27 protein-coding genes are annotated in these 23,353 nt (G+C 61.6%); 13 read left to right on the top strand and 14 right to left on the bottom strand.

Features of this window, described 5'->3' with window-relative positions; genetic code table 11:
* The first annotated feature begins 123 nt into the window (after positions 1-123).
* The 7 genes from NKJ77_RS19770 to NKJ77_RS19740 all read left to right on the top strand — a co-directional run bounded on the left by NKJ77_RS19770 (position 124) and on the right by NKJ77_RS19740 (position 4,071).
* Entirely contained in the window at positions 124-339 is a 216-nt protein-coding gene (locus NKJ77_RS19770; protein WP_023830430.1) for a hypothetical protein, read from the top strand.
* A 13-nt stretch (positions 340-352) separates the two neighbouring features.
* A complete protein-coding gene (locus tag NKJ77_RS19765; protein ID WP_023830429.1) occupies positions 353-598 on the top strand; it encodes a hypothetical protein in 246 nt (81 codons plus the stop codon).
* A 173-nt stretch (positions 599-771) separates the two neighbouring features.
* A complete protein-coding gene (locus NKJ77_RS19760; RefSeq protein WP_023707234.1) occupies positions 772-960 on the top strand; it encodes a hypothetical protein in 189 nt (62 codons plus the stop codon).
* Positions 961-1,092: 132 nt separating this feature from the next.
* Positions 1,093-1,236 (top strand): hypothetical protein, encoded by a 144-nt coding sequence (locus NKJ77_RS19755; RefSeq protein ID WP_023738314.1) that lies wholly within the window; start codon positions 1,093-1,095, stop codon positions 1,234-1,236.
* 9 nt (positions 1,237-1,245) lie between these two features.
* A complete protein-coding gene (locus NKJ77_RS19750; RefSeq protein ID WP_352535613.1) occupies positions 1,246-3,012 on the top strand; it encodes a thiamine pyrophosphate-dependent enzyme in 1,767 nt (588 codons plus the stop codon).
* 23 nt (positions 3,013-3,035) lie between these two features.
* Positions 3,036-3,200, top strand: coding sequence for a hypothetical protein (locus NKJ77_RS19745; RefSeq protein ID WP_023815135.1), 165 nt, complete (start codon positions 3,036-3,038; stop codon positions 3,198-3,200).
* A gap of 1 nt (position 3,201) precedes the next feature.
* On the top strand, positions 3,202-4,071 hold the full coding sequence (locus NKJ77_RS19740) for an SDR family oxidoreductase (protein ID WP_023815136.1): 870 nt from the start codon (positions 3,202-3,204) through the stop codon (positions 4,069-4,071).
* A 302-nt stretch (positions 4,072-4,373) separates the two neighbouring features.
* Here the strand turns inward: NKJ77_RS19740 and NKJ77_RS19735 are convergent, their stop codons facing one another.
* Together NKJ77_RS19735 and NKJ77_RS19730 are read right to left on the bottom strand one after the other, a co-directional pair.
* A complete protein-coding gene (locus NKJ77_RS19735) occupies positions 4,374-4,886 on the bottom strand; it encodes an OmpA family protein (RefSeq protein ID WP_023686887.1) in 513 nt (170 codons plus the stop codon).
* A 10-nt stretch (positions 4,887-4,896) separates the two neighbouring features.
* Entirely contained in the window at positions 4,897-5,556 is a 660-nt protein-coding gene (locus tag NKJ77_RS19730; RefSeq protein WP_352535612.1) for a L,D-transpeptidase, read from the bottom strand.
* Between the two features lie 1,009 nt (positions 5,557-6,565).
* On the opposite strand from NKJ77_RS19730, the gene NKJ77_RS19725 reads away from it, so the two are divergent.
* On the top strand, positions 6,566-6,844 hold the full coding sequence (locus NKJ77_RS19725; RefSeq protein ID WP_348625619.1) for a hypothetical protein: 279 nt from the start codon (positions 6,566-6,568) through the stop codon (positions 6,842-6,844).
* A gap of 90 nt (positions 6,845-6,934) precedes the next feature.
* On the opposite strand, the gene NKJ77_RS19720 is transcribed toward NKJ77_RS19725, so the two are convergent.
* Positions 6,935-7,534, bottom strand: a complete 600-nt coding sequence (locus tag NKJ77_RS19720; RefSeq protein ID WP_031194629.1) for an EF-hand domain-containing protein — start codon at positions 7,532-7,534, stop codon at positions 6,935-6,937.
* Between the two features lie 464 nt (positions 7,535-7,998).
* Between NKJ77_RS19720 and NKJ77_RS19715 the strand changes: the two genes are divergently transcribed.
* Positions 7,999-8,418 (top strand): hypothetical protein, encoded by a 420-nt coding sequence (locus NKJ77_RS19715; protein WP_245266057.1) that lies wholly within the window; start codon positions 7,999-8,001, stop codon positions 8,416-8,418.
* A 284-nt stretch (positions 8,419-8,702) separates the two neighbouring features.
* On the opposite strand, the gene NKJ77_RS19710 is transcribed toward NKJ77_RS19715, so the two are convergent.
* The gene (locus NKJ77_RS19710) at positions 8,703-8,960 is read right to left on the bottom strand and encodes a hypothetical protein (protein WP_245260390.1); all 258 of its coding nucleotides are present in this window, start codon (positions 8,958-8,960) and stop codon (positions 8,703-8,705) included.
* A gap of 1,134 nt (positions 8,961-10,094) precedes the next feature.
* Between NKJ77_RS19710 and NKJ77_RS19705 the strand changes: the two genes are divergently transcribed.
* Positions 10,095-10,319 (top strand): hypothetical protein, encoded by a 225-nt coding sequence (locus NKJ77_RS19705; protein WP_352535611.1) that lies wholly within the window; start codon positions 10,095-10,097, stop codon positions 10,317-10,319.
* 255 nt (positions 10,320-10,574) lie between these two features.
* On the opposite strand, the gene NKJ77_RS19700 is transcribed toward NKJ77_RS19705, so the two are convergent.
* The 3 genes from NKJ77_RS19700 to NKJ77_RS19690 form a co-directional block, all read right to left on the bottom strand.
* Complete coding sequence (locus tag NKJ77_RS19700) at positions 10,575-11,123, bottom strand: hypothetical protein (RefSeq protein WP_352535610.1); 549 nt, start codon at positions 11,121-11,123, stop codon at positions 10,575-10,577.
* Positions 11,124-11,133: 10 nt separating this feature from the next.
* A complete protein-coding gene (locus NKJ77_RS19695; protein WP_352535609.1) occupies positions 11,134-12,309 on the bottom strand; it encodes a zinc-dependent alcohol dehydrogenase in 1,176 nt (391 codons plus the stop codon).
* Positions 12,310-12,846: 537 nt separating this feature from the next.
* Entirely contained in the window at positions 12,847-13,476 is a 630-nt protein-coding gene (locus NKJ77_RS19690) for a TetR/AcrR family transcriptional regulator (RefSeq protein ID WP_352535608.1), read from the bottom strand.
* A gap of 129 nt (positions 13,477-13,605) precedes the next feature.
* Between NKJ77_RS19690 and NKJ77_RS19685 the strand changes: the two genes are divergently transcribed.
* Positions 13,606-14,502 carry an NAD(P)/FAD-dependent oxidoreductase gene (locus NKJ77_RS19685; protein ID WP_023738324.1) on the top strand — a complete coding sequence of 299 codons (897 nt, stop codon included), beginning with the start codon at positions 13,606-13,608 and terminating at the stop codon, positions 14,500-14,502.
* A 323-nt stretch (positions 14,503-14,825) separates the two neighbouring features.
* Here the strand turns inward: NKJ77_RS19685 and NKJ77_RS19680 are convergent, their stop codons facing one another.
* From NKJ77_RS19680 to NKJ77_RS19670, 3 genes are read right to left on the bottom strand one after another with little or no spacing between them, the layout of a single operon-like run.
* Positions 14,826-15,653 carry an alpha/beta hydrolase gene (locus NKJ77_RS19680; RefSeq protein WP_352535607.1) on the bottom strand — a complete coding sequence of 276 codons (828 nt, stop codon included), beginning with the start codon at positions 15,651-15,653 and terminating at the stop codon, positions 14,826-14,828.
* Positions 15,650-17,098 carry an NAD-dependent succinate-semialdehyde dehydrogenase gene (locus tag NKJ77_RS19675; protein ID WP_352535639.1) on the bottom strand — a complete coding sequence of 483 codons (1,449 nt, stop codon included), beginning with the start codon at positions 17,096-17,098 and terminating at the stop codon, positions 15,650-15,652. The genes NKJ77_RS19680 and NKJ77_RS19675 overlap by 4 nt, the downstream gene beginning before the upstream one ends.
* 58 nt (positions 17,099-17,156) lie before the next feature.
* Positions 17,157-18,383, bottom strand: coding sequence for an iron-containing alcohol dehydrogenase (locus NKJ77_RS19670; RefSeq protein ID WP_352535606.1), 1,227 nt, complete (start codon positions 18,381-18,383; stop codon positions 17,157-17,159).
* Positions 18,384-18,557: 174 nt separating this feature from the next.
* Between NKJ77_RS19670 and NKJ77_RS19665 the strand changes: the two genes are divergently transcribed.
* Together NKJ77_RS19665 and NKJ77_RS19660 are read left to right on the top strand one after the other, a co-directional pair.
* A complete protein-coding gene (locus tag NKJ77_RS19665) occupies positions 18,558-19,256 on the top strand; it encodes a GntR family transcriptional regulator (protein ID WP_023710074.1) in 699 nt (232 codons plus the stop codon).
* Between the two features lie 160 nt (positions 19,257-19,416).
* Positions 19,417-20,010, top strand: coding sequence for a DJ-1/PfpI family protein (locus NKJ77_RS19660; RefSeq protein WP_023667783.1), 594 nt, complete (start codon positions 19,417-19,419; stop codon positions 20,008-20,010).
* A 269-nt stretch (positions 20,011-20,279) separates the two neighbouring features.
* Here NKJ77_RS19660 and NKJ77_RS19655 read toward each other — a convergent pair whose 3' ends face one another.
* The 4 genes from NKJ77_RS19655 to NKJ77_RS19640 all read right to left on the bottom strand — a co-directional run bounded on the left by NKJ77_RS19655 (position 20,280) and on the right by NKJ77_RS19640 (position 23,214).
* A complete protein-coding gene (locus tag NKJ77_RS19655) occupies positions 20,280-20,912 on the bottom strand; it encodes a class I SAM-dependent methyltransferase (protein ID WP_352535605.1) in 633 nt (210 codons plus the stop codon).
* 132 nt (positions 20,913-21,044) lie between these two features.
* Positions 21,045-21,644, bottom strand: coding sequence for an NADPH-dependent F420 reductase (locus NKJ77_RS19650; protein ID WP_352535604.1), 600 nt, complete (start codon positions 21,642-21,644; stop codon positions 21,045-21,047).
* Between the two features lie 32 nt (positions 21,645-21,676).
* Entirely contained in the window at positions 21,677-22,429 is a 753-nt protein-coding gene (locus NKJ77_RS19645) for an SDR family NAD(P)-dependent oxidoreductase (protein ID WP_352535603.1), read from the bottom strand.
* A 50-nt stretch (positions 22,430-22,479) separates the two neighbouring features.
* Positions 22,480-23,214: an SDR family NAD(P)-dependent oxidoreductase gene (locus NKJ77_RS19640; RefSeq protein WP_352535602.1), complete on the bottom strand. Its 735-nt coding sequence runs from the start codon at positions 23,212-23,214 to the stop codon at positions 22,480-22,482.
* Positions 23,215-23,353 lie beyond the last annotated feature (139 nt).

Here is a 23,353-nt window from a genome sequence, read left to right as displayed (position 1 = left end):
CGGCCGCCTGGCCGCTTACGCGCACCTGACAAGCGAATATGTTCCGGAACATTTTCTCCACGTTGAAGTTGGACAGCGCCAGGACCGTCGTTCGTCCAAGCTCAACCAGCGCTGAGAAATTCCATGACCAACCAACACCCCAAGACTAAACAGCCCACGGACAAGGATCTGCGAGACAACCCGGGAATCGGCACCTCGAAGGGCGCGGCCAAGGGCGGCGATATGCTCGACGAGAACGATGCTCTCGATGGGGACAATACGTTCGAAGGCGATGTCGAGAACGATGTCACGCCTCAGGGCGGCATCAATCCTGACCAGACCGGACGCACGAACAAGTAGGAGGCGCCTTGCCATGGCCGGCCGGAAGACCCACGAGCAGCAGCTGCGCATCATCGAAAAGCGCGAGAACACCAGCAATGCCGGCGACGATTTCAATGCCGAGGATGAGCTGAAGAGAACCAAGCAGGAGCGCGAGGCGCGGCAAGACGGCGCCAAGCTACGCGACGAGGGCGTGGAATTGACCGACAAGGATGATCGCCAGATGATCCGCGGCGAAAACCAGGAGAGCGAGCACCACAAGCGCAGGCAGGACGGCTAAGCCTGTCGTCTTTAAGGCTATCGAGGAGCCATGCCAGACTACCGGCACGCCAGGCACCGCACGGTCGAGGCGCACATCGCCCGCCGCGGTGTGCGCGACGAACGAGTCCTTTCGCCACTGAGGCGGAATCCCGCGCGAGAAATCGTCGACGAGGGGGTGCGAGGAGTTCGCCTATGGGGACGGTCCGGGCGGCGTTGCGCTCTGGCTATAGGGACCTGCGAAGACGCGACCTGAACATCGGCCAGCTCTGCCGCGAGAGCTTTTGGCGATCAGACAGCCTCGGCCACTACATGCAATCCTCGGCCTCGCAGCAGTTCGATGCCTTCGTCTGTTCGATCGCACCTCGCCTGTTCAGCCGCTGACTGCCGAACAGCGCCTCATCGGGTGGTACTGAGACCTTTGCCTTCGGCACCTGAATAGGCGGCCTTGCCTTCGGGCACGGAACATCTCACCGACTTTCTGGTTAGGCAGGCCGGATGAAGGGAGCTTTGCGCATGGCCACTAATTTGGAAGACGGCAAGACCGCTCAATCTTCCGACGACTTGCATGGCGGCAATCGCGGCGGCGACAAGGACCAGCGTAAGACTGACAAGACCGCGAACAAGAGCAGCCAGGCGGCGGGATCCGCATCGCGGTAGGACTGAGACATGCCGACCGCCGCGGACATCCTCATCGAGACGCTGATCGACTGGAACGTCGATATCATCTTTGGCCTGCCGGGCGACGGCATCAATGGCATCATGGAGGCGCTGCGCAGGCGGCAGGACCGCATCCGCTTCATTCAGGTGCGACACGAGGAATCCGCGGCGTTCATGGCGTGCGCCTACTCAAAATGGACAGGCAAGCTCGGTGTCTGCCTCGCAACTTCCGGCCCTGGCGGCACACACCTCCTGACGGGCCTCTACGATGCCAAGCTCGACCAAGCGCCGGTGCTCGCCATTACCGGCATGCAGTTCCACGACCTCATCGAGACCTTCACCCAGCAGGATGTCGACTTGACGCGCGTCTTCAGCGATGTCGCCGTCTTCAACGCGCAGGTCTCCGACGCGGCGCATATGGAAAGCCTGGCCGGTCTCGCCTGCAGGTCGGCGCTGGCAAGTCGCGGCGTTGCGCATCTGTCGATCGCCAGCGATGTGCAGGAGCACACGCTCGACCAAGCCAAGCGCTCGAAGCGCAACAAACCGTCGCATACGCCGGATCGTTGGTTCGAAGGAAGCAGGCTTCCCGACGAAGAACAACTTGCGAAAGCCGCCGAGATCCTGAACGGGGCGACAAAGGTCGCGATCCTCGCCGGTCGGGGCGCGCTTGGTGCCAGGCACGAGTTGGAAGAGACGGCGGAGCTGCTTGGTGCCCCCGTCGCAAAGGCCTTGCTCGGTAAGGCTGCCTTGCCCGACGATCACCCGCTGACGACTGGCGGCATCGGGATTCTCGGCACGCTGCCGTCGCAGGAAATCATGGAGGAATGTGACGCGCTGCTCGTCGTCGGCTCGACCTTTCCCTACATCGAATACTACCCGAAGCCGGGACAGGCGCGCGGGGTGCAGATCGAGCGCGAGCCGCAGCGCATCGGCCTGCGCTATCCCATTGAGGCCGGCCTTGCCGGCGATGCCGCCGTGACGCTGCGATTGCTGAACAAGCGCCTGAAGCGCAAGGATGATCGCAGCTTCCTCGAGAAGGCGCAGGCGGGCATGCGACGCTGGCGCGAGATGATGGCGCAGTCGGAGCAAAAGGCCGCCACTTCGCTCAAGCCCCAGGTGGTCACACGCGCATTTGGGAAACGATTGCCCGATGAGGCGATCCTGGTTGCCGATTCCGGCCAGAACACCGAGATGGCGGCCCGCCATATCGAACTGCGTGACGGGCAGGCCTTCGGCGTCTCGGGCGCGCTGGCCTCGATGGCATGCGGACTGCCCTACGCGATCGCCGCGGGCCTGGCCTTTCCCGGCCGGCCGGTCTTCGCGGTCGTCGGCGACGGCGGTCTCGCGATGCAGCTCGGAGAGTTCTCGACGGCAGTTCGGCACCGGATCCCACTCAAGGTGCTCGTGCTCAAGAACGGCATGCTCAATCAGATCGCCTGGGAGCAGATGATGTTTCTCGGCAACCCGCAATTCGCCTGCGAACTCCAGCCCATCGACTTCGCCATGGCCGCCGAAGCCATGGGCGGCATCGGCTACAGCGTCTCTCTCGCCGAGGAGGTGGAAGGTGTTCTCGACGCTGCCCTAGCTGCTGAGGGTCCGGTGGTCATCGAGGCCGTGGTCGATCCGTTCGAACCGATGATGCCACCGAAGATGCCACCGGATTATGCCAGAAATTTCCGCAAGGCGCTACCGGATACCCCCGGACGAGTGGAAATCGAGGCGAATGTGGCGCAAGAGCCGCTGAGGTCGATGATTACCGCCGGCGAGAAAGACTGACGACACGCAAGAAGGAGCACGAGTTGAACAAGACCGACAGCGGCACCGCAAATCGCGGTTCGCCGGACCTCATGGGCGGCGACCAAGCGTGCAAGGCCGAGGAATGGGGCGGTGGCTCGAAAGCCGCCAAGGGACCGATCACGGAACCGGATCGACACAACCGCAACTCCAGCCAAAAAAGGAGCTGACATGCAGGATGCCCAGCAGAAATATCCTCAGCCGCCGCTTCCCGAACAGCAGCAGGACATGCCCGGCTATACCGACGAGATGGATCCACGGCCCGACCACGGAGAGGAGAGCTATCGCGGCAGCGGTAAGCTGACGGACCGCGTCGCGCTGATCACCGGCGCGGACTCGGGCATCGGCCGGGCGGTGGCTATCGCGTTTGCACGCGAAGGCGCCGACGTCATGATCTCCTATCTTGAAGAGGACGAAGATGCGCAGGAGACGGCGCGCTTGGTCGAGGAAGCGGGGCGCAAGGCGGTGCTCGCACCCGGCGACATCTCGGACGAAATCTTCGCGCGGTCGCTTGTGCAGCGAGCTATCGATGAATGCGGGCGCCTGGACATCCTCGTCAACAATGCAGCCCACCAGGCGTCGTTCGAGAAGCTGGAGGACATCAGCGCGGAGGAATGGGATCTCACCTTTCGCACCAATGTCTATGCGATGTTCTATCTGTCCCAGGAAGCAGTGAAGCACATGGAACCCGGCTCGACCATCATCAACACATCCTCAATCAACGCGACCAGTCCCTCGCCGGCACTGCTTGCCTACGCCACTACCAAAGGAGCGATCGCCAACTTCACCGCCGGACTTGCAGGACTGGTAGCTGAACGCGGCATTCGGGTAAACGCGGTCGCTCCCGGGCCGATTTGGACGCCGCTGATCCCGTCGACAATGCCCTCTGAGAAGGTCAAGGAGTTCGGGAAGAACACACCGCTCAAGCGTCCCGGGCAACCGGCAGAGCTTGCAGCGACCTATGTGCTGCTTGCCTCGGAAGGATCGAGCTACACCACCGGCGCACTCTACGAGGTCACCGGTGGACGGCCGATGCTTTGAGCGAGCGTACCTGCCAGCTCCACGGCGCCCACTCCCCGTAGCACACCGACATGTGGCGAGGTTCATGCCGATCAGGATCGCGGACAACCGCCACGTCCGCAAACTGGTCGAGGCGCATGCCGAAGCCTCCCACCAGGCCCTGAGCCGGAGGTTGGTAGACGGGAAGCTGACTTCATTCCGGGTTCACCGGAGCGTCAGGTTTCGGGGGGGCAAACGCTGGGTGAATGTCCCTGATAGGCGCATTGCAGCCATGCCGCCGTCGCGTTGTGAGACTGATTTGGCGGCCAGCAAAACAGCAGCCTCTACGACTCGTCCCTCTCATCGCGCAAATTAGACACAACGCGGCGGTTCTGCGACCTGCAGGCGGAGTCGGGGCAGTCGCGGACGAGCCTGTCCTTGCCGTAGCCCTTGGCCCACATGCGGTTCCGGTCTATGCCGCCGGCGGCGAGGTAGTCCATCACCGCATCGGCGCGCTGCTGCGACAGCGCCGTTTCACTTGCGCCGGGATCGTCGGCGAAACCCTGCAGCTTGAGCAGCCAGCGCGGATGCTTTGTCAACCAGGCGATCTGGGTGTCGAGGGTGGCCTTGGCGACAGAATCGAGCGCGGCCGAACCTTTCGTGAAATAGGTGCGGCGGCCGACATTGAGGATAAAATCCTCCTCGCTTCCCGGCTGCACGTTCTGGAAGCCGGCAATCTCGGCGTTGGTGACGTCAGGCGTGGACGGGGCCAGCGTGTTGCTGGTCGAGCAGGATGCGGCCACAACCAGCAGGCCGGCTGCGAGCAGCCGGCACGTGTTTTCAATCATGCGGTTCATGATGCGCCAATCATTCGACAGTGGTGGAAGCGGGCGCCTGGTCGGCGATGTGCGGCAGGACCTCCACCGCGGTGCCGATCGGGCACCGCTGGTAGAGGTCGATGATGTCTTCGGGGAACATGCGGATGCAGCCGCTGGAAGCGTCGGTGCCGATGCTCCATGGCTCCAGCGTGCCATGCAGGCGGTAGCCGATGTCGGCGCCGTCGCGGTACAGATAGAGCGCGCGCGGCCCGAGCGGATTGTTGGACGCGCCGCCTGCGATCATGGGCGGTAAGTCCGGTTTGCGCTCACGCATTTCGGGGGGCGGGACCCATTGCGGCCACAGCGCGCGGCGATCGATCGTCGCGCGGCCGTACCATTTGAAGCCTTCCTTGCCTACGCCGACGCCGTAGCGGATGGCAGTCTTGTTTTCCATGATGAGGTAGAGGAAGTGGTGGTGGGTATCGACCACGACGGTGCCGACCGGCTCGCTGCTGAAATACTTGACGATCTGGCGATGCCATCTCTTGTCGATCTTGGCGAAGTTGGTCTTGCGATAGACGAAATCGTTATCGCTTGCGGTACCGGCGAAAAAGGATTTTGCCGCCGCGGCTTGAACAATATTGCCGGTTCCACCGACCGCGACCAGCGCCAGACCGCCGAGCACGACACCCCTGCGTGATAAAACCATCGGCAATCCCCCATGCCTTAAGCCTGGCGAACCATAGTTGAGAATGATTTCGGCTCAAAGTGGAAAAATGCTGCAGTGGGTGGGCCGCAAGCGGTCTGTCCTCTTGACGGCAAAATAGCGGCTGCCCGCCGGCTCACGCCGGCGGGTTTTTTTGCGCGGACGGGAACATCCTCGCTCCAAGGGTGTTCTGTGACACCCGGCTCGTTCTTCATCGGTCGTGCCGGTGACCAAGATGTCCCCTCATTCATCATGGTCGGCCCGCGCAGCCTTGACCGCACGCGCGGGCCATCCCATCACAAGGCCCGCTGGCTCAAGCTGGCGGGTTTTTCCGCGTCCATGCGCCGACACTCATCTTCGCATGCCTGTCACAACGAGCCAGGCGGATTCCAGTATCCGCACGCGGCGAGGAGGACTTGCGACATGCCTCGCTGCGGGATTTTCGCGATGAGTCTACCTGGCTCCCGCTGAACGCCATGGCCTGACCACCGGGCGCGTTGGACGACCTTCAAGTCGAAAAAGCCCGCGGCAATCGCACCTTAGGCGAAGAGGCTTTGCTTTGTTGATGCAGTTGTCATCGCATCAATCGTGGGTAGCAACGCGGTTGTTGCGTGTTGTTGGAGAGATGGGGTTTCCCGAAAAGAATGAACATGCGCAGACAAAAGAAGCGAGCAGGATGGCCGTGAGTACATCTGCCAAATATCTATTACCTCATATGCGTCGCTCCTCGGAAGGCGATCCCGCCACCCTCTCGACAGTGAAGATGGCGGGATCTCAACCGGCGACAAGGGACTTCGATCGACGGTGGGTTTCCAATTCGGCGTCCGGCTGCGTGTTCCGCCGTTCGGGCTTCTTCCAACCGCAATCAGACGCAAGTCCTATCCCATAAGACTGATGGCCAAATTCGGAACATCCGCTGAAGCATTGCGTTCGGCAGCGTGAAACCCCAAGGCAAAGGATGACTAATATGTCGAATTGCGAGACTGCAAAATCACATTCGTTAGGAAATCGCGTGGCTGATCTCACAGCCAAGATGCGTGAAGCGCAGATTGACGCGGGTGAAATGATGGCCTTCCACAAGGTTGCAACTATGTTGGAGGACAGCCAAGGACGTATCAATGGCGACGACTTGATCGCCGCATCCTTCGTTCTGCTGGGAGGACCGGGCGCCCGAGTGACCCTGCGTGGTCGGCTTCGATCGTTCCTCGATCAGCAATGCGAAGCCTTTTTTGTCATGGCTGGCGTCTCACGGGACTGCGGGAATAGCTCAAGCCTAGAGGGTGCTGACTAGGGCCGCCGGGCGCCTAACAGCCAAGAGTCACCGCTTCGGGATCGGCCGCCACGCGCCCGCTTTGTCCGAGGGAGGGCCCTTTGAAGACAGCTACGGCGTGTCCTCGCTATCAGTGCCATGCATGCTGGAGCCATGCATGAAGGACTGGATCTCGTTCACATCGATCTTGCCATCACCATTCTCGTCAATGCTACTGAACATCCTGCCCACCGCGCGTTTAACCTCGTCCTCGGACACCGATCCGTCGCCATCGGTGTCCAACAGACCGAACATCAGTCGCATGCCGGCACCGCGCATCATCTGATGATGCCAGCGTCCAGCCATTCTGTGTCCACGATCGCGGCCACCGTGGTTCTGCCAACGGTCGCCATCTTCATCGTGGCGGTCAGCATCCTCGTTGCGATCGCCTTGATAGTTGCGACTATCTTCCTCGCGGAAACCCTCTTCGGAACCGCGATCCTGCTGCAGTCGCTCACGGACAGCTTGCTCAACCATCTGGCGGATCATTTCGCGTGTTGGTCCATCCGCTTGTCCGGTCGCATCCGGCAACTGTCCGGCGGCCGGCGGTTCGGTTGCCGGAGCGGGTGCAGGTGTCGAGGGTGATGGTGTTCCGCTTGTCTGGGCGAGCGCGGGGGAGGTCAGGGCAATGAAAACGGCGGCCGCGGCCGTCGTGCTGTGTGGAAATCTCATGGCATGCTCCATCAGTGCCTTCGCTTGGAAGGCCAAACTGGAGCTCGATCTGATTGTTCCCCGAAGGGGATCAGGTCACGGCGAAGTTACAGGGCATGCCCCCCGTCTGAGGTAGATCAGGGTCTTCGTCAGGGAATAATTTCGGCTCTTCTTCCCTAGGCACAAGAGGAAGCCGGCGCCCATTTTTGCGGGCAATGAACGTTGGACATTCGGCCTCGCCAATTTTCTGCCAGTCGATCATACCGACGCACCAATTCCCTCTGCGTCCTCTCCTTTCGTGGGACGGAAGCCGTTTCGACCGCAAGCCGTCAATAGCGAATCCCGCGTCCATATGCTGCGCGGCCATAATGCATATTTTTTATGTCACGGACCTCTGTCCGTCTGGACACCATGTTAGCCAGCGCTAAATCAGAGCAATGCGACGCCTACTGCTGGGACTTACAGTTTTTCTCTTTTGGACCACGTTGCTTCAGGCCGAGGCGTGGCAGCCCTTCGGCGTCCGACAGCTTGGCTTTAGTTTCGATATTCCTCCGAATTTCGTCCTGACCCAGAATTCGGAGCAGGGCGCGGCTTTTCAGGGCCCAAGAGACGCGTTTCTGGTCGTTTGGGGCGCGCGACTGGGCAAAGCAAGTTTTCGCGCCGAGATTGAACATCGCATGATCGAGGACGAAAAGGCCGGTTGGCGACTGACCTATCGGCGCATAGCCCCGAAATGGGCCAGCTACTCCGGGGTCAAGAATGGTGAGATTCGCTATGTCCGTGCAATTATGGTCTGCAACGAGCGTGCCGCGCTTTTCACAATGAATTATCGGAAATCCGAAAAGAAACCGTATGATTCTGTTGTTGTGCGCATGGTCCGGTCCCTGAGAGCGGAAGGATGTTAGCCAGCAAAGAGCGAGGTTGCCGTACTTTGCTTCCCTCGGCTAAGGGCCCAGTGGTCAACCCGGCTCCCCGATAGCCCCGCCCAGTCACATGAAAGCAGGCACCGGCAGATATGCGGCCGAACGTTCTCACGCTGGCTCAGCCGCTCAAAGCCCATCACCGAAAAGCTGCTTAGTGCGGTCGCCAAGCTAGAGCTACCACTGAGCCATTCCCGCTGCGGCTGGGTAGCGCCTCAGTTCCGTACGCGTTCATACCAAGAATGGGCGGGGCGAACGTCCTGATAGAGCTACGGCTGTAGAAGCGCGCCGCCAAACTGCGCCCACAAGCGCTCGCACTCTCTCGCCCTTAGGCTCGGGGTACCGGGCGCGCCATAGAAGACCATGGCGCCGCGAATGTCGTATCCAAGCACCGAGGCGTTGGCCACGAACTGGATGGCTCTTCCCAAGCTGGTGATGCCGATGTCGACCTCAGCTTTGTTGGTGAGGTCGACCACGCCTACTATTTCCGCATTGGCGCTCCTGCCCGCCAAAACGGCCGTCGACATCGCATCATGCACGGCAAGAAGCATTTCGGTGAGTTGCCCGGTGGAAGGGCTCTACAAACGCTTAAACGTCAGGTTTGTTCCCAACTGGCCTTGGCGGCTTTCCGACGACCAAGAATGCGACTGCGATTACGCTCAATAGAATCACTGCGAACAGGATTGCCATGATTTCCGCGCACTGTATCGGATCACTCCGCGGCGAAGAAAACCCCGCAACATATCTCAGATAGCGGCGGGTGTTCGGCTGTAAGAACCAAACTGGGTCCCGCGGCCTCTCATGTGCGCGTAGTTGACATCGTCTGCTGGACCGAACGGTCAAGCCGAAGAGCCCAGTTCCTCTCGGCATCGAGCAGTTCATTCTGCCCAATCAAGCCGTTCATAAACAGCTTGAGTATGTGCGCGGCTATGCGCTCTCCGTTCTGCGAAGCAAGAGGTAGGGCGCGCTCTTTGCAGACCGTGTGACAAACCTGGGCGAGCATCTCAATGTCGCTTGGCCCCAAAAACCGACCCGGATACAACATACCGTTTTCCTGTTGGAGAGTTGGAATGGCTATCCATTACGCAGGGTCACCGGCAGCCACAATCAACTATGATAGTGAGATGTCGAGCCCGGTGGAAAAAACAGTGAGGTCCCAAAAGCGGTCGCGCTTTTCTCCGATTGACGGATGCGTCGACGCTACACCGACCAGCGCTACCGCACCCGCTTCATCGACGCGGCTTGCAAAGGCCTATGACCAGTTCGCTACCAGCTGCCGGACCGCCCAGACGAGCATGCCGCCGGCCATTACCGAAAGCGCGATGTCGTGGATGAGGCAGCCTTTTCCGTATACATCCAGCTGTTAGGCTGCGCATCTGCTTCGGTTCGAAAACTCGCCGCGAGCCTGGCGTGCTCGCGTGTCCGGCCGAAAACGCCTTCACAGCCCACATGTGGTAACGACATCGATGAGGCTGCCGCCGACCTCGTTGGCATAGGATGCTTCCCGGCAAGGGCATCGACCAATGCCCCGGGGCCGACCAGCACGAACCTGCGGGGGCTTTCCCGGAACAAAGCGTCGACGATCCGGTTCGGCAGGAAGCGGCCAAAATTCATGCCATCGGAGATGCCGAGGCAGATGACAGATGAAAGGGAAGCTGAAGATGACGAAGTCTCGCTACCGCACCGTTCCCGGCGACGGCAAGATCGAAACCGGCCCGAACACATCTCCGCAACAGGATCCGGCAGAGGGGTCGCGCGAGACAATCGATCGCGAACTCGAGCGGACAGACGACGATAATAATTCCGACGAAGCGGAACGCTTGCGCCGAGACCTGCGGAAAGGGGTGGCGGAAGAGACCGAGCTTCCCGAACGCGGCTCGGCCTGAGGATCGCCGGAACCTGGCCAAGGTACGAGACATGGAAGGCTAGACGCCTGGTCGCATCGCTGCTTGCTTCCTGCCTTTAACGCACCGGCCACACAACCATCCGCGGCCGTGATCCAGGGGACGGCGAGAACGGCCACTCGACGGTCCACTCTGTTCCAGCAAACTCGGCTCGCCGAGAGCAACCACCTCTGGCGTTAGGGCCTGACGAGATGCCACCTGTCCAGGTCGCATGCCGCCAGGGTTCGGAAATCTCTATCAGGCTGCGCCGGCTTCCTGGCTGCGCTGCGAGCGGGCGCGGTCGCGGGCTGCGGCAGTGCCTCCGGGAAAGCCGCTTCGATCGCTGTAATCGCGTGGCTTGGTCCCGCTCCGAGAGTGGCGCGCGGTCACGCTTTTCGCACCGATGATGTCGAGCAATGTGATGCCGGCGACCATCGCAAGCGCAAGGCCTACATTATCGCGCTTTGGGTTGCCAGGCCGATACGCTGTCAGCAATGTCGCGATATCCAGGCCGTCGCCGGCCACCCGGCTCCACAGCCCCGCTTGCTTGTCCACTGAAAGCGAGAGTATGCCGCTGCTTATTTCCCGCGCCCCATAAGCGCGGATCAGATCTTCCTTGCCGCGCATGCCGAGCGCGCCGGCAATCCGCTCGGCGCCAACCAGCTCGGCGACGCCAAGCGCGATGCTGAACCAGCCGAGCTTGCGGGCAAGGCCATCGGAGGCCGCGACCGCACTCTGCCCAGTCTTCAGCACTTTGGGATCGCCAGGCGATCGGGTGATGTTGGTAAGTTTGGCAATCACGTTCATGACGATTTCCCTACGGTTTCAGCACAACCTTGATGCAGCTGTCCTGCTTGTCGCGAAACACCTTGTACATCTCGGGTCCCTGCTCGAGCCCCACGGTATGTGTGATGACGAAGGATGGGTCGATCTGGCCATCTTCGATGCGGCGCAACAGATCCTCGGTCCAACGGTTGACATGGGTCTGCCCCATTCGGAAGGTGAGCCCCTTGTTCATTGCCTGTCCCATCGGAATCTTGTCGACCAGCCCGCTGTAGACGCCGGGGATCGAGATCACGCCGGCCGGCCGGCAGACATAGATCATCTCACGCAAAACGTGCGGTCGATCATTTTCCATCAGCATCAACTGCTTTGCGCGATCGTAGACGGTATCGGGCTGGCCCAGCGAGACGTGGCTTTCCATTCCGACGCAATCGATGCACTTCTCCGGGCCCTTTCCGCCGGTGAGTTCCCGCAGTCGTTCGACGACACTTTCCTCGGCGAAATTGATGGCGATGGCGCCGCCGGCCGCGGCCATGGAAAGCCGCTCCGGCAGGCAATCGATCGCCACCACCTGTTTCGCGCCGAGCAGCAGGGCGCTGCGTATGGCCATCTGCCCGACTGGGCCACAGCCCCACACCGCAACCGTATCGGTGGGCTCAATGTCGCACTGTGCCGCCGCCTGCCATCCGGTAGGAAAAATATCGCCGAGGAAGAGAACCTGCTCGTCGGTAAGGCTGTCAGGCACCTTTACGTGCGTGGCATCGGCGAACGGCACACGCATGTATTCCGCCTGTCCCCCAGGATAGCCGCCGGTCAAATGAGTGTAGCCGAACAGACCCGCGGTGGTGTGCCCGAACACCTTGTCACCGAGATTCTTCTTGCGGTTTGTGCGTTCGCAAACCGAAAAGTTCTGTCGCTTGCACTGGTCGCACTCACCGCAGATTATGGTGAACGGCACGACGATGCGGTCTCCCTTCTTCAGAGCGCCGTTGACGCCCTTGCCGACCTCAACGACCTCTCCCATCATCTCGTGGCCCATGATGTCGCCGGGCAGCATGGCTGGCACATAGTTGTGGTAGAGGTGAAGGTCGGAGCCGCATATGGCACAACTCGTCACCTTGATGATCGCGTCACGTTCATCCTCAATTTCCGGGTCCGAAACCTGATCGCAGCGTATGTCTTCCTTGCCGTGCCAGACCAACGCTCGCATAGCTTGCTCCTATTTTCGCAAGATCTGTGGGTAGGGACCTCGCGCCTGTCCTAAGCGGGCCGATGCCTGGTTGGATCGACTGTGCCGCTGCTTGTCGAACCACAGGGGCGGACCGATGTTCCGGGAGCTCGAGAGAATTTTTGGGCCATTCCAGACCCGCACCTTGGAAGGATCTGTCGCGGGCACCAGCGGCCTTCGCGGGCGCGTCGGGGCACGAACCGCTGGAGCCCGAGCCACGAATGGACGTACTCAAGTGTACCAAAGAAGGTCCGTCCGCAGGTGTCCCTTCGCGGCGATCGACACCTCATCTGCTCGATTCTCGCGGCCATAACCGGCATTCTCTTCCTCGCCCTCACAGGTCGGCCGAGGCGCTCAAGGGTCAGCGCTGTGTGACCGGAGCAGGTAGGAGATGCCGCTCACCGGCGGGCGCGCAGCCCGACCCGACGCGATCGACACGAGGTGGATGGGCGCCATCGCGACAGCGGCTCTAGCGGAGTATTTCGCAGAAATACAATGATTAGCGGGCAGGGCGGAGTGCTAGCCGTGCGCAGCGATGAACATGGCGACGGCCGACCGGCAATAGGATTCGATTTCGTTGTCGTCCGCTGCTCTCGCCTGATCGAAGCGTGCGATAATCAGGAGATCGGATCCTTTGAAAAGCGCGGCAAACAAGCGGGCGGACCGGAGAGGATCGGGCACGTTCAGAACCGCCTTCGCGTGCAACTGACGCAACAGGGCCTCGATTTGGGCGATGACATGGGCGGGGCCGGCTTCGTAATGGAGCTTGCTTAAGGACCTTGGATTCGTCTGGTCGGCCATTACCATGGCTTCGACACTGCGGACATCTGATCTCAACAGCGTGCGAAGCAGGGATGATCCCACCGCCATGAGATGATCCTCGACCGAACCGTCGATGCCTTCAAGAAGGGCCTGTGGTGCAAACAATTGATGGCAGCCGGACGCGATGGCCGCGCTGAACAGCGCCTCCTTGTTCTCGAAGTGCCGATAGATGCTGAGCTTGGATATCTTCGCCCGCTGGGCGACCTTGTCCAATGTCGTCGCTTGAAACCCCAATTCGACAAAGAGTTCGGACGCAGCGTCGAGTATCGTTTGGCCAAGCGCCTCGTTGGCGGGCCGGCCGCGCCGGCCCTGGCTATTTTCGGTCACGACAATTCCAGTCCTTGACAGTATCCTAATTCTTGGATTACGATACCATGTAGTTTCTGAAATGCGCAAGCCGATGGGTAGGTTTCAACCAGGTCCAACCGGCCCCTCATCCACAACACGGAGCCCATCATGGATGACGTCATTATCATCGGCGGCAGCTTTGCCGGTCTCGCCGGCGCCCTGCAACTCGGCCGTGCCCGCCGCAAGGTCACCGTTCTTGATACCGGCCTGCCGCGCAACCGCTTCGCCGGCCACTCGCATGGCCTGCTCGGCCACGATCACAAGCCGCCGCTGGACATCCTGGCCGAGGCGCGGCGGCAGCTGGCGCGCTATCCCACGATCAAGCTGGTCAATGCCCGGGCCGACAGCCTGTCCGGGGCCATCGACGATTTCTCCGTGCTCACTGGCGATGGCGGAAGCCTGGGCGCGCGCCGGCTGATCCTGAGCTATGGCGTCGTCGACCAGATGCCTGATGTTCCGGGCTTTGCCGAAAGCTGGGGCACGTCCATCGTGCCCTGCCCCTATTGCGACGGCTTTGAAGTCGCCGGCCAGCATTGGGGCCTCGTCTGGTCCGGCCCACAGTCGATGAATCAGGTCAGGCTGTTCCACGATTGGACCGACAGGTTGACGGTCTTTGCCGATGGTCACGACATTCCGCCCGATATCCGGGCCGGTCTGGCGCGCCGCAACATACCTGTCGTCGACGGCCGGATCATCGAGATCGCCCATCACGGGGGGCATAACGCCACCGTCAAGCTCGATACCGGCCCCAATGTCGCGGTCGACATCCTGTTCGCGCATCCGCGCAACAAGCCATCCGCAGGCCTGCATGAATCACTGGGCCTCGCCACGGTCGATACGCCCCTCGGCGTAATCCTCAAGGTCGACGAGCGCCGCGAAACCAGCATGCCCGGCATCTACGCCGCGGGCGACCTCGCCAACCCCCTCACGCCGCCATCGGTCACCCTGGCAATATCGCACGGCGCGACGGCGGGCATCTTCGCCCAGCAGTCGATGCTGGTTTGAGAGCGCAGATTCCCTTCTCCGGGTGCCGCGGGCTATCATATTCTGAAGGCGAGGTTACGGAACGCCGGCCCGCTCTCCCCTGAGGGGCATCTTTGGCCGGTTGGCTTTGGGAACTCAACTGCGCTGCCGGCATGACGGCGATCGCCGACATCGGTTATCAAGCTCAATCACGCTGGAAAGCATGAACCACGTCGACGTCGACATCGACGGCGGGCTTACGGTATGGGGAGCGGTGGCGGGAGATTCGCCACCGCTGTCGGTACCCGATGCTGCGACGCTACTTTGCAGAACGGTCGCGTCCAGCAGCGCTTCTGGCGGAAGTCTCAGGCGGCCACGACGCGGGCCAGCAGTGACGCGGCCTCGGTACCAGCCAAGCCAAGGTCACGGACGCTGCTCATGTGATTGGCCCCACCAAGGGTGGTGCGCGAAACAGTCAGTCCCTGCTTGTCAAGGTGGTCCGTGAAGAGTGCGGCCTGGCTGTGGAACGGCGGCGTTTCATCGGCGCCGACCAAGATATCTACGTCCACGGATGGATCGAAACTGTGATTGATGGGCGAGAATCGGCGGGCCTCCTCGTCGGTGATCGCGATCTCCGCGGCAAGGAACGACATCTGCAGTGGCTTCAGGTCGTAAAGGCCGCCAAGCAGCAGCGCAGCTTTGATGCCGGAAGGCCGCTTGTCCCCGTCGAAAAGCATTGTTGCCAGATGCGCGCCGGCGGAATGACCGCTAACGGTCAACAGGTCGGGATCGCCGCCATGGTGTACGACATTGTCAAATACCCATCGCTTGGCGCGGCGCACCTGGTCGACGATCCTGGCCATCCTGACGGTCGGCATCAGCGCGTAGTCGACAATGACCGCGATCGCACCTGCGTTCGTAACGGTCTGGGCGACGTAGGAATAGTCGCGCTTGGAGAACATGCGCCAATAGCCCCCGTGGATGAACATGTGCACCGGCAGGCGGTCCTGTTTGCCCTCGGGAAAGAACAGATCCACGGTTTCGGTGGCGTCAGCCCCGTAGGCGACATCGGCGACCATGGGAACGTTCGCCCTGGTCTCCTCGCTTCTGCGAACGATCTCGGCGACGATGTCATCGAACTCGACCACATGATCGCGAATGCGAAACGGATCTTTGGCGTGATGTCCGCTCACAGGGTCACGGCGATGTACTTGGCCTCCATGAACTCGGCAACGCCGTGCTTCTGACCGCCTTCGCGGCCTAGCCCGCTCTGCTTGACACCTCCGAAAGGCGCCGCCGGATCCGACATCAGGCCGCGGTTGAGCGCGATCATGCCGGACTCGATCTTCGATGCCACGCGCATCCCCCGGCCCAGGTCGCGCGTATAGATGTAGGCAGCGAGACCGTATTCGGTGTCATTGGCTTTGGAGATGACATCCGCCTCGCTTTCGAAGCGACTGATCGGCGCCACGGGACCGAAGATCTCCTCGTGAGCCATGGCAACGTCGGCCGGCACGTCCTTGAGCACCGTTGGCGGATAGAAAAAGCCTCTGCCTTCAGATACGCCGCCACCACACAGGATTTTGGCGCCGCGGGCAACGGCGTCCTGCACAAGCCGGTCGATCTTGTGCACAGCCTTCCTGGTGATCATCGGCCCGCATTCTGTGTCTGAGTCTGTGCCCGGGCCCACGTTGAGTGCCGCCATGCGTTTGCTCAAGCCTTCCGCGAAAGCATCATGGATGCCGGCCTGGACGTAAAGCCGGTTGGCGGCCGTGCAGGCTTCGCCGGCGTTGCGCATCTTGGCAACCATCGCACCGTCGAGGGCGGCTTCCAGGTCGGCGTCGTCGAAGACGATGAAGGGTGCGTTGCCGCCAAGCTCCATGGAACAGGAGATGACGTGTTTCGCGGCTTCGGCCAGCAGCACGCGCCCGACGCCGGTCGAGCCGGTGAAGGACAGCTTTCGCACGCGCGGATCGGCCAGCATGGCCGCCGTCACCGGTCCGGGGGTCGAGGTCGTCAGGACGTTGACGACGCCGGGCGGCACGCCGGCCTCCTCGTAGAGCGCCGCAAGCGCATAGGCCGTCAGCGGCGTCTCGCTGGCGGGCTTCAGGATCACCGTACAGCCGGCCGCCAGCGCCGGAGCGATTTTACGTGTCGCCATGGCGGCTGGGAAATTCCATGGCGTGATGAGCACGCAAATGCCGATGGGCTGGTAGTCGACAATGATCCGGTTCGCGCCCGAGGGTGCAAGGCCGAACTCGCCGCTGATGCGGACCGCCTCCTCGGCGTTCCAGCGGAAAAACTCAGCGGCGTAGGCGACTTCACCGCGCGCATCGCGCAGCGCCTTGCCGTTCTCCAGCGAGATCAGCGCAGCCAACGTCTCCATCCGTTCGGTCATCAGTTCGAAGCAGCGCCGCAGGATTTCCGATCGCCTGCGTGGCGGGGTCTCGCGCCAGCCGGCCGCCGCCTTCGCGGCAGCGTCGACGGCGGCGGCGGCATCAGTGAGCGTTGCATCGGGAACCGCAGCGATTACGGCTTCGGTCGAGGGATCGACCACTTCGATCACGCGGCCCTCCGATGAGGGGCGCCAGCGTCCGCCAATGTAGAGACCGTGCGAGACCGTGGCGTAGTCGAACATATCTTGATCCTCGTCGGATATGCCTGCGGCAATGTTCATTGGATGAACTCCTGGTCGATCACATCATGGTGGCGGACATGTCGCCGTCATAGGCAGCCCTGACCAGCCGTCGCATCGCGGCGCGGTCGAACGGACGCGGATTGTTCTTGATCAATCGGTCGATGCCGAGCGCCTGCTCGGCCGTCCAGTCGATCTTGTCTTCGGGAAGACCCAGTTCGGCCAATGTCGGCGTGATGCCGATGGCGCCAAACAGCCGGCTCACCTCCCGGATGGTGGCGTGCGCCAAGGCATCGGCGCCGCCGCCCTGAAGGGAAAGGCCAAGAGCAGTGCCGACTTCCGCAATCTCCGCGGCTGCTGCGGCCAGGTTGTAGGCCATCACATAGGGCAGCATGGTGGCGACCCCCAGACCATGCGGGGTGTGGGTAAGCGCACCGACGGGATACTGCACCGCATGGGCGGCGGCCGTTCCCGCCGTGCCGAAAGCGCAACCGGCGGCCAGCGCTCCCATCATCACGTCGGCGCGCGCATCCTCGTCCGATCCGTCGCGATATGCCTTTTCCAGACTGCGGCCGAGCAGCCTGATGGCCAAAAGCGCGAAATGATCGGTCAGAGCGCTCTTGCCGATGAACACGTGCTGTTGCGGCAAATGAGGGTCGGCGCCGCGTTTGGCCGCTGTGAAGGCCTCGATTGCGTGCGTCAGCGCGTCGGCGCCGGCGATCGCCGTCAAGGAAGGTGGACAGGTCACCGTCAGATCCGGATCGCAAAGCGCCACTGCTGCGATGAGATGCGGACTGGCGATACCCACTTTCAGCGTCCGATCCGGGTCGGAGATCACGGCAACGGGGGTCACCTCGGAGCCTGTTCCAGCCGTCGTCGGCACTGCGATCACCGGAAGGGTAGGGCCGGGTACCTTGAACTCGCCATAGTAGTCCTCGAGCTTGCCGCCGTGGCTGAGCAGAAGTGCAGCGCATTTGGCCATGTCGAGGCAACTGCCGCCCCCGATGCCGATCACCATGTCCGGCTTGAAATCTTTCGCTTGCGCAATGCAGGCGGCGACGCTGTCGCGCGGCACATCCGGCAGCGTTCGGTCGAAGACCAACGTCTCGATCGCCGCGTTGTGCAAGCCAGCGAGAATCTCGGCGAACTGCGACGTCGCCGCGAAGCGCTCATCGGTACAGACGAACGCGCGGCGCCCATATTTGGCGGCGATGGCAGGCAGGACATGGCGCTGGCCTTTGCCGAACAGAATCTCGCTCGGCAGGCGCGCCGCTGCAAACAAGCTCATGCACAAGATCCTGCGAAGACCGGTTGGAAGCCGACAGGCTTGGCTTCGTGCCAGAGGCCGACCTCGGCGCTGCAGGTCATGATCATGCGATGCCCTCTAATAAAATCGTATAGGATATAGGATTGAGTTTCGCGGAGCATCGTGTTAGTGGGTGGTTCTGTCAAGAGGCAAACGATGCAGAACACGGACCTGACGGTTGACAATGAAGCCCGTGCGACCCGTCGTATTCAGCGCGCCAACAGCCTGGCTGGCGACGTTTACGAAGCAATATTCGCGCAGCTCATGTCTTTGAGGATTGCTCCGGGATCGCGCATCACCGTCGACAATCTCGTCAAGGAATTCAACGTCTCGCATACCCCCATTCGTGAAGCGCTTGGCAGGCTGGAGGGGGAAGGGCTGGTTCTGAAAACCCACCTGATCGGCTATCGCGCCGCCCCACAAATCACCCGCCGGCGCTTCGACGAGCTTTACGAGCTGCGTCTATTGCTTGAACCTGCCGCCGCGGCCAAAGCCACCGCAACAATGGACGGCGAGCGCCTTGCCGCGCTGCAGGAGGCGGCCGGCGTCATGGCTCGGCGGGTGGGGAAAGACGAACGCCTGCGCTATTCGAACTTCGCCCGTCAGGATGCCATCTTCCACGACAAGATCGTCGAGTTCGCCCAAAACGAACTCATTCGCGAGACACTGAATCACCAGCATACCCACTTCCATATCTTCCGGCTGATGTATCACTCCAGGGTGACCGAAGAGGCGCTCGACGAGCACGAGGCTATTCTCGCTGCCTTTGCCGCGGGCGATCCGGACGCCGCCGAAAAAGCCATGCGTGCGCACATCGAAAATTCGCGGGACAGGCTCCTGCCTGCGTTCGAGTAGCCTGGCGATGTTGCTTGCCCGAGGCACCCTCAAGCGCGGCGCGCCGCTGTTCGCCCAGCCTGCCGCCTACGAATTCTACTCCCCGTTCTGAGCCGATTTCGATACCGGGAAGGAGGCGCGCAGTGCACCTCGCCCCTGAAACAAGCCGAGAGGAAAAGACATGCCAGCCAAAAAAATCCTGATGCTGACCGGTGATTTCACCGAGGAGTATGAAATCTTCGTCTATCAGCAGGCGATGGAAGCGGTGGGACACACCGTTCATGTCGTGTGCCCCGACAAAAGCGCCGGAGACATGATCAAGACGTCGCTGCACGATTTCGAGGGCGATCAGACGTACACCGAAAAGCCCGGCCACAATGCGCTGATCAACAAGACCTTTGCCGACGCCGAGAAGCAGCTGAGCCAGTACGACGCTGTCTATTGCGCCGGCGGTCGTGGCCCCGAATACATCCGCACCGACAAGCGGATACAGGCAATGGTGCGCCATTTCCACGAGGCGAAAAAGCCGATCTTCACGATCTGCCATGGCGTCCAGATTCTGATCGCGGTCGACGGCGTCGTGCGCGGCAAGAAGGTGGCGGCGCTCGCCGCTTGCGAGCCGGAGGTGACGCTTGCCGGCGGCACTTATATCGATCTGTCTCCCACCGACGCCTATGTCGATGGGACCATGGTTTCAGCCAAAGGCTGGACCGCGCTTGCGGCGTTCATCCGTGAATGCCTGAAGGTGTTGGGAACGGAAATCCACCATTCTTGAACGGTTTGTCCCGGCGCATCCCTGAGGGGATGCGCCGGCTCCCTCAACGGCGCGGCGACTTCCGTCATTCATCAAGTTCAAATCAGGAACCTGCGGCAGGTGTGCTCCAGAACCTTGTGCCATCATCACCTCGGACGCCTTCAAGCGCTGCCGCATCGCGTGCGTGCACCAGCCCGCCATCCTCGTTGACCTTTCCCAGCTTGACGGGTCCGAACCCGAGTTGATGGACTCAATGGGGCGGTCGACATGAAGTCGGCGCCCAGGACCTGTCAGGGCTTCACGAACCGGAACGCGAAGCGATCGGTCTCGCCCTTGATCGCGGGATCGAACACCTTGATCGAGTGCGGGTCATCCTTGTTCGCGAGCACGGTGCTTTCCGCGTCCAGTACGAAGCCGGCCGCCTCCACCTCCTCGCGGACGAATGCAGGGTCGATCCGATGCAGCGACCGGGTGTCGCTCGTGCCCGACCCCGCGGCAGCGGCGTGGTCAACGATGACGTAGGACCCACCGGGTTTCAGCCGCTTGTAGACAGCTCGATTGAAGTCGGCGGCCGTCGCACCCTTCTTCTGGACCAGGGCGGTGTGAAGATCGTGGTAAAACAGGTGCAGCCATAGGACATCGGCTGCCTGCGTGACCTCCGGCATCGCGACGAGGTCCGCCGAGGCGGCTTCGACGTTCTCTCGGCCCGGCTCCTTCGCGAGCGTCCGCATGAGGCCGACCGGATCGTTCTTGAAGTGGGCGACCTCCGCCGGCACGAAGCTGTAGACCCGCCCCTCTGATCCGACGATGTCGGAGAAGAGGCGCGTCCAGTCTCCGTCGCCAGGGTAGACGTCGATCACGGTGGAGCCCGCCTCGATTCGTGCGAACCGGATCAATTCGGATACCTTGGATTGGTCGTACATCGAAGTCTCCTAGTGGATATTCTTCTCGGTGCTCATAGTGATTTCTCCATTTGCTCGGATCGGATCGGGCTTGATCCGATCCGAGTTCCGATCGCGTGCGTCGTCTCTTTTCGGGTGGGGACGTCGTGCTCGTCAGTCGAACTTGACCAGGTCCTCAAAGATCAGATGACCCCAGCTGTTTCCGCGCGCCTGGACCAGCAGGCCACCTTCCGACACCCCGCCAAGCTTGATCGGCGCGAAACCGAGATTTTCCGCAAGCTCCCCAATCTGTGTTGCGGCACCGTCATCGTCGCTTGCCAGGAACACGACCCTCCGGCCACCATGTACGGCCGGATCCTGATCAAGCACCGGGCCGACCAAATGGTTGAAGCCCTTGACCAGTTTTGCGCCAGAGAAGGCCTGCGCGATGAACTTGGAAGAAGGTTGTCCTCCCAGTTCCTCCGGGGGCACGCCATAGGCATTGGTCACATCGATGATCGTCTTCCCCTGCCAGGTAGGGAGCGCGTTCGCGACATTCGGGTGCGCCTCGAAGCGGACAGCCAAAAAGATGATGTCCGCCTTGATGGCTTCCGCCGGTTTTTTGGGGATGATCGTGGGTCCGATCGCGGCCGCATCGGCGGCAAAGCTTTCCGGGTCGCGTGTGGTTGCAACGGAAACTTCGATGCCGTTTCGGGCAAACGCCTTGGCAAGGGCCTGTCCGATATTGCCGAATCCTACGATTGCATAGTTCATAGTACTTCTCCGATCTGGTGCTAATGCCGGGGTCAGACTTGCGCCATGCCTCCGTCGACGGCGAGATCCACGCCGGTGACGAAAGAACTTTCATCGGAGGCGAGGAACGTTACGGCAGCCGCGATTTCCTCTGGTTTGCCCCTGCGACCCATTGGGATCTGTGACGCAAACTGGGCGGCCGCTTGCTCGGCTTGCTCAGGGGTAAGGCCAGTCGTTGTCTCCAAGACCGGCGTCTCGATTGGTCCCGGACTCATTGCATTGACGCGGATTTTGCGGTCTTTGAATTCCAGAGTCCAAGCGCGCGCGAAGTTGCGTACAGCCGCCTTGCTCGCGGCGTAGGTACTAAACCCTGGAAGCCCCAACACGTTCGACACTGAAGAATTCAGGATGATCGAACCGCCGTCTTTGAACAGGGGAAGGGCCTTCTGCACCGTAAAGAACAGACCCTTCACGTTCACATCGAAGGTCTGATCAAAATGTGCCTCGGTAGCGACGGCGAGCGGTGCGATCGTCCCCGCGCCGGCGTTGGCGAAGAGAATGTCGATATGACCATATTTCTCCTTCACGACGGCATAGAGGCGATCCAGATCCTCCAGGAGCGACACGTCACCCACGACCGTCGTAACGTTTTTCATGATGAAGGCTGCGGCCTCCTTCAACTCCTTCTCTCTTCGCCCGGTAATCACGACGTGTGCTCCTTCTTCTACGAAGCGCTTGGCTGTGGCCAATCCGATCCCGCTGCTTCCGCCCGTGATGACTGCGATCTTGCCTTCGAGTTTTTTCATAATTCTTTGTCTTTCGTTGCGCGCGGCCCAGGTACGGACCGCGCTGGGGGTCAGAGTTGAGCCAGGCCGCCGTCGACGGCGACTTCGCTGGCGGTCATGAAGCTGCTGTCCGGCGACGCGAGAAAGGCGGCCACGGCCCCGATCTCCGCCGGATTGGCTATGCGCTGGAGCGGAGTCATCGCGCCGTAGGCCTTCTGGCCTTCCTCGCCCAACGCCTCCTTCGCGAGTTCGGTCGCCGTCGCCCCGGGCGACAACACGTTTACCCGGATGCCGGTGCCCTTCAGGTCCTCCGCCCAGGTCCGCGCCAGGTTGCGCACTGCCGCCTTGCTCGCGCTATAGGCAGTGAACCCCGGAGCGCCCGTGGTGCCGGCGCTCGAGCCGGTCAGGATGATCGAACCGCCCTGGCTCATCAGCGGCAGCGCCTTCTGGACCGTGAAGATCGTACCCTTCACATTGGTGTCGAAGGTTTCGTCAATGTGCCTGGCGGTGATCTGCCCGAGCGGAAGCGGACTTCCCGCCCCGGCATTGGCGAAGACGATATCGAGGCTTCCGCGCTCGGCCTTCACCGCAGCGTAGAGTCGGTCGAGGTCGGCCTCATCCGAGACCGAGCCCTTAACCGCGCGGGCACTAGGCCCAAGGTCAGCCACGGCAGCGTCGAGCGCTTCCTGCCGGCGGCCGAAGATGAAGACGAAGGCGCCCTCCTCGATAAAGCGCTTGGCTGCGGCGCGGCCGATGCCCGTAGCGCCGCCGGTTATCACAGCGGTCTTTCCATTCAGTCTGTTCATGTCATGCATCCTTCGTTTCGCCGTCTCGTATCTTTGGCTGCACGGGAAAGTCCCGCGAGAGCCTCAAGATGGGTTCGCCGAAGTCGGGCGGTGAGTGCGCAATCGCGCACATCGCTGGTGCGAAAACGATCCAGCTAGA

The sequence above is a fragment of the Mesorhizobium sp. M0052 genome, from assembly GCF_040323255.1.
GTDB lineage: Bacteria > Pseudomonadota > Alphaproteobacteria > Rhizobiales > Rhizobiaceae > Mesorhizobium.
The sequence above is the reverse complement of the archived record's forward strand: the minus strand, read 5'-3'. Positions and strand labels throughout refer to the sequence as shown.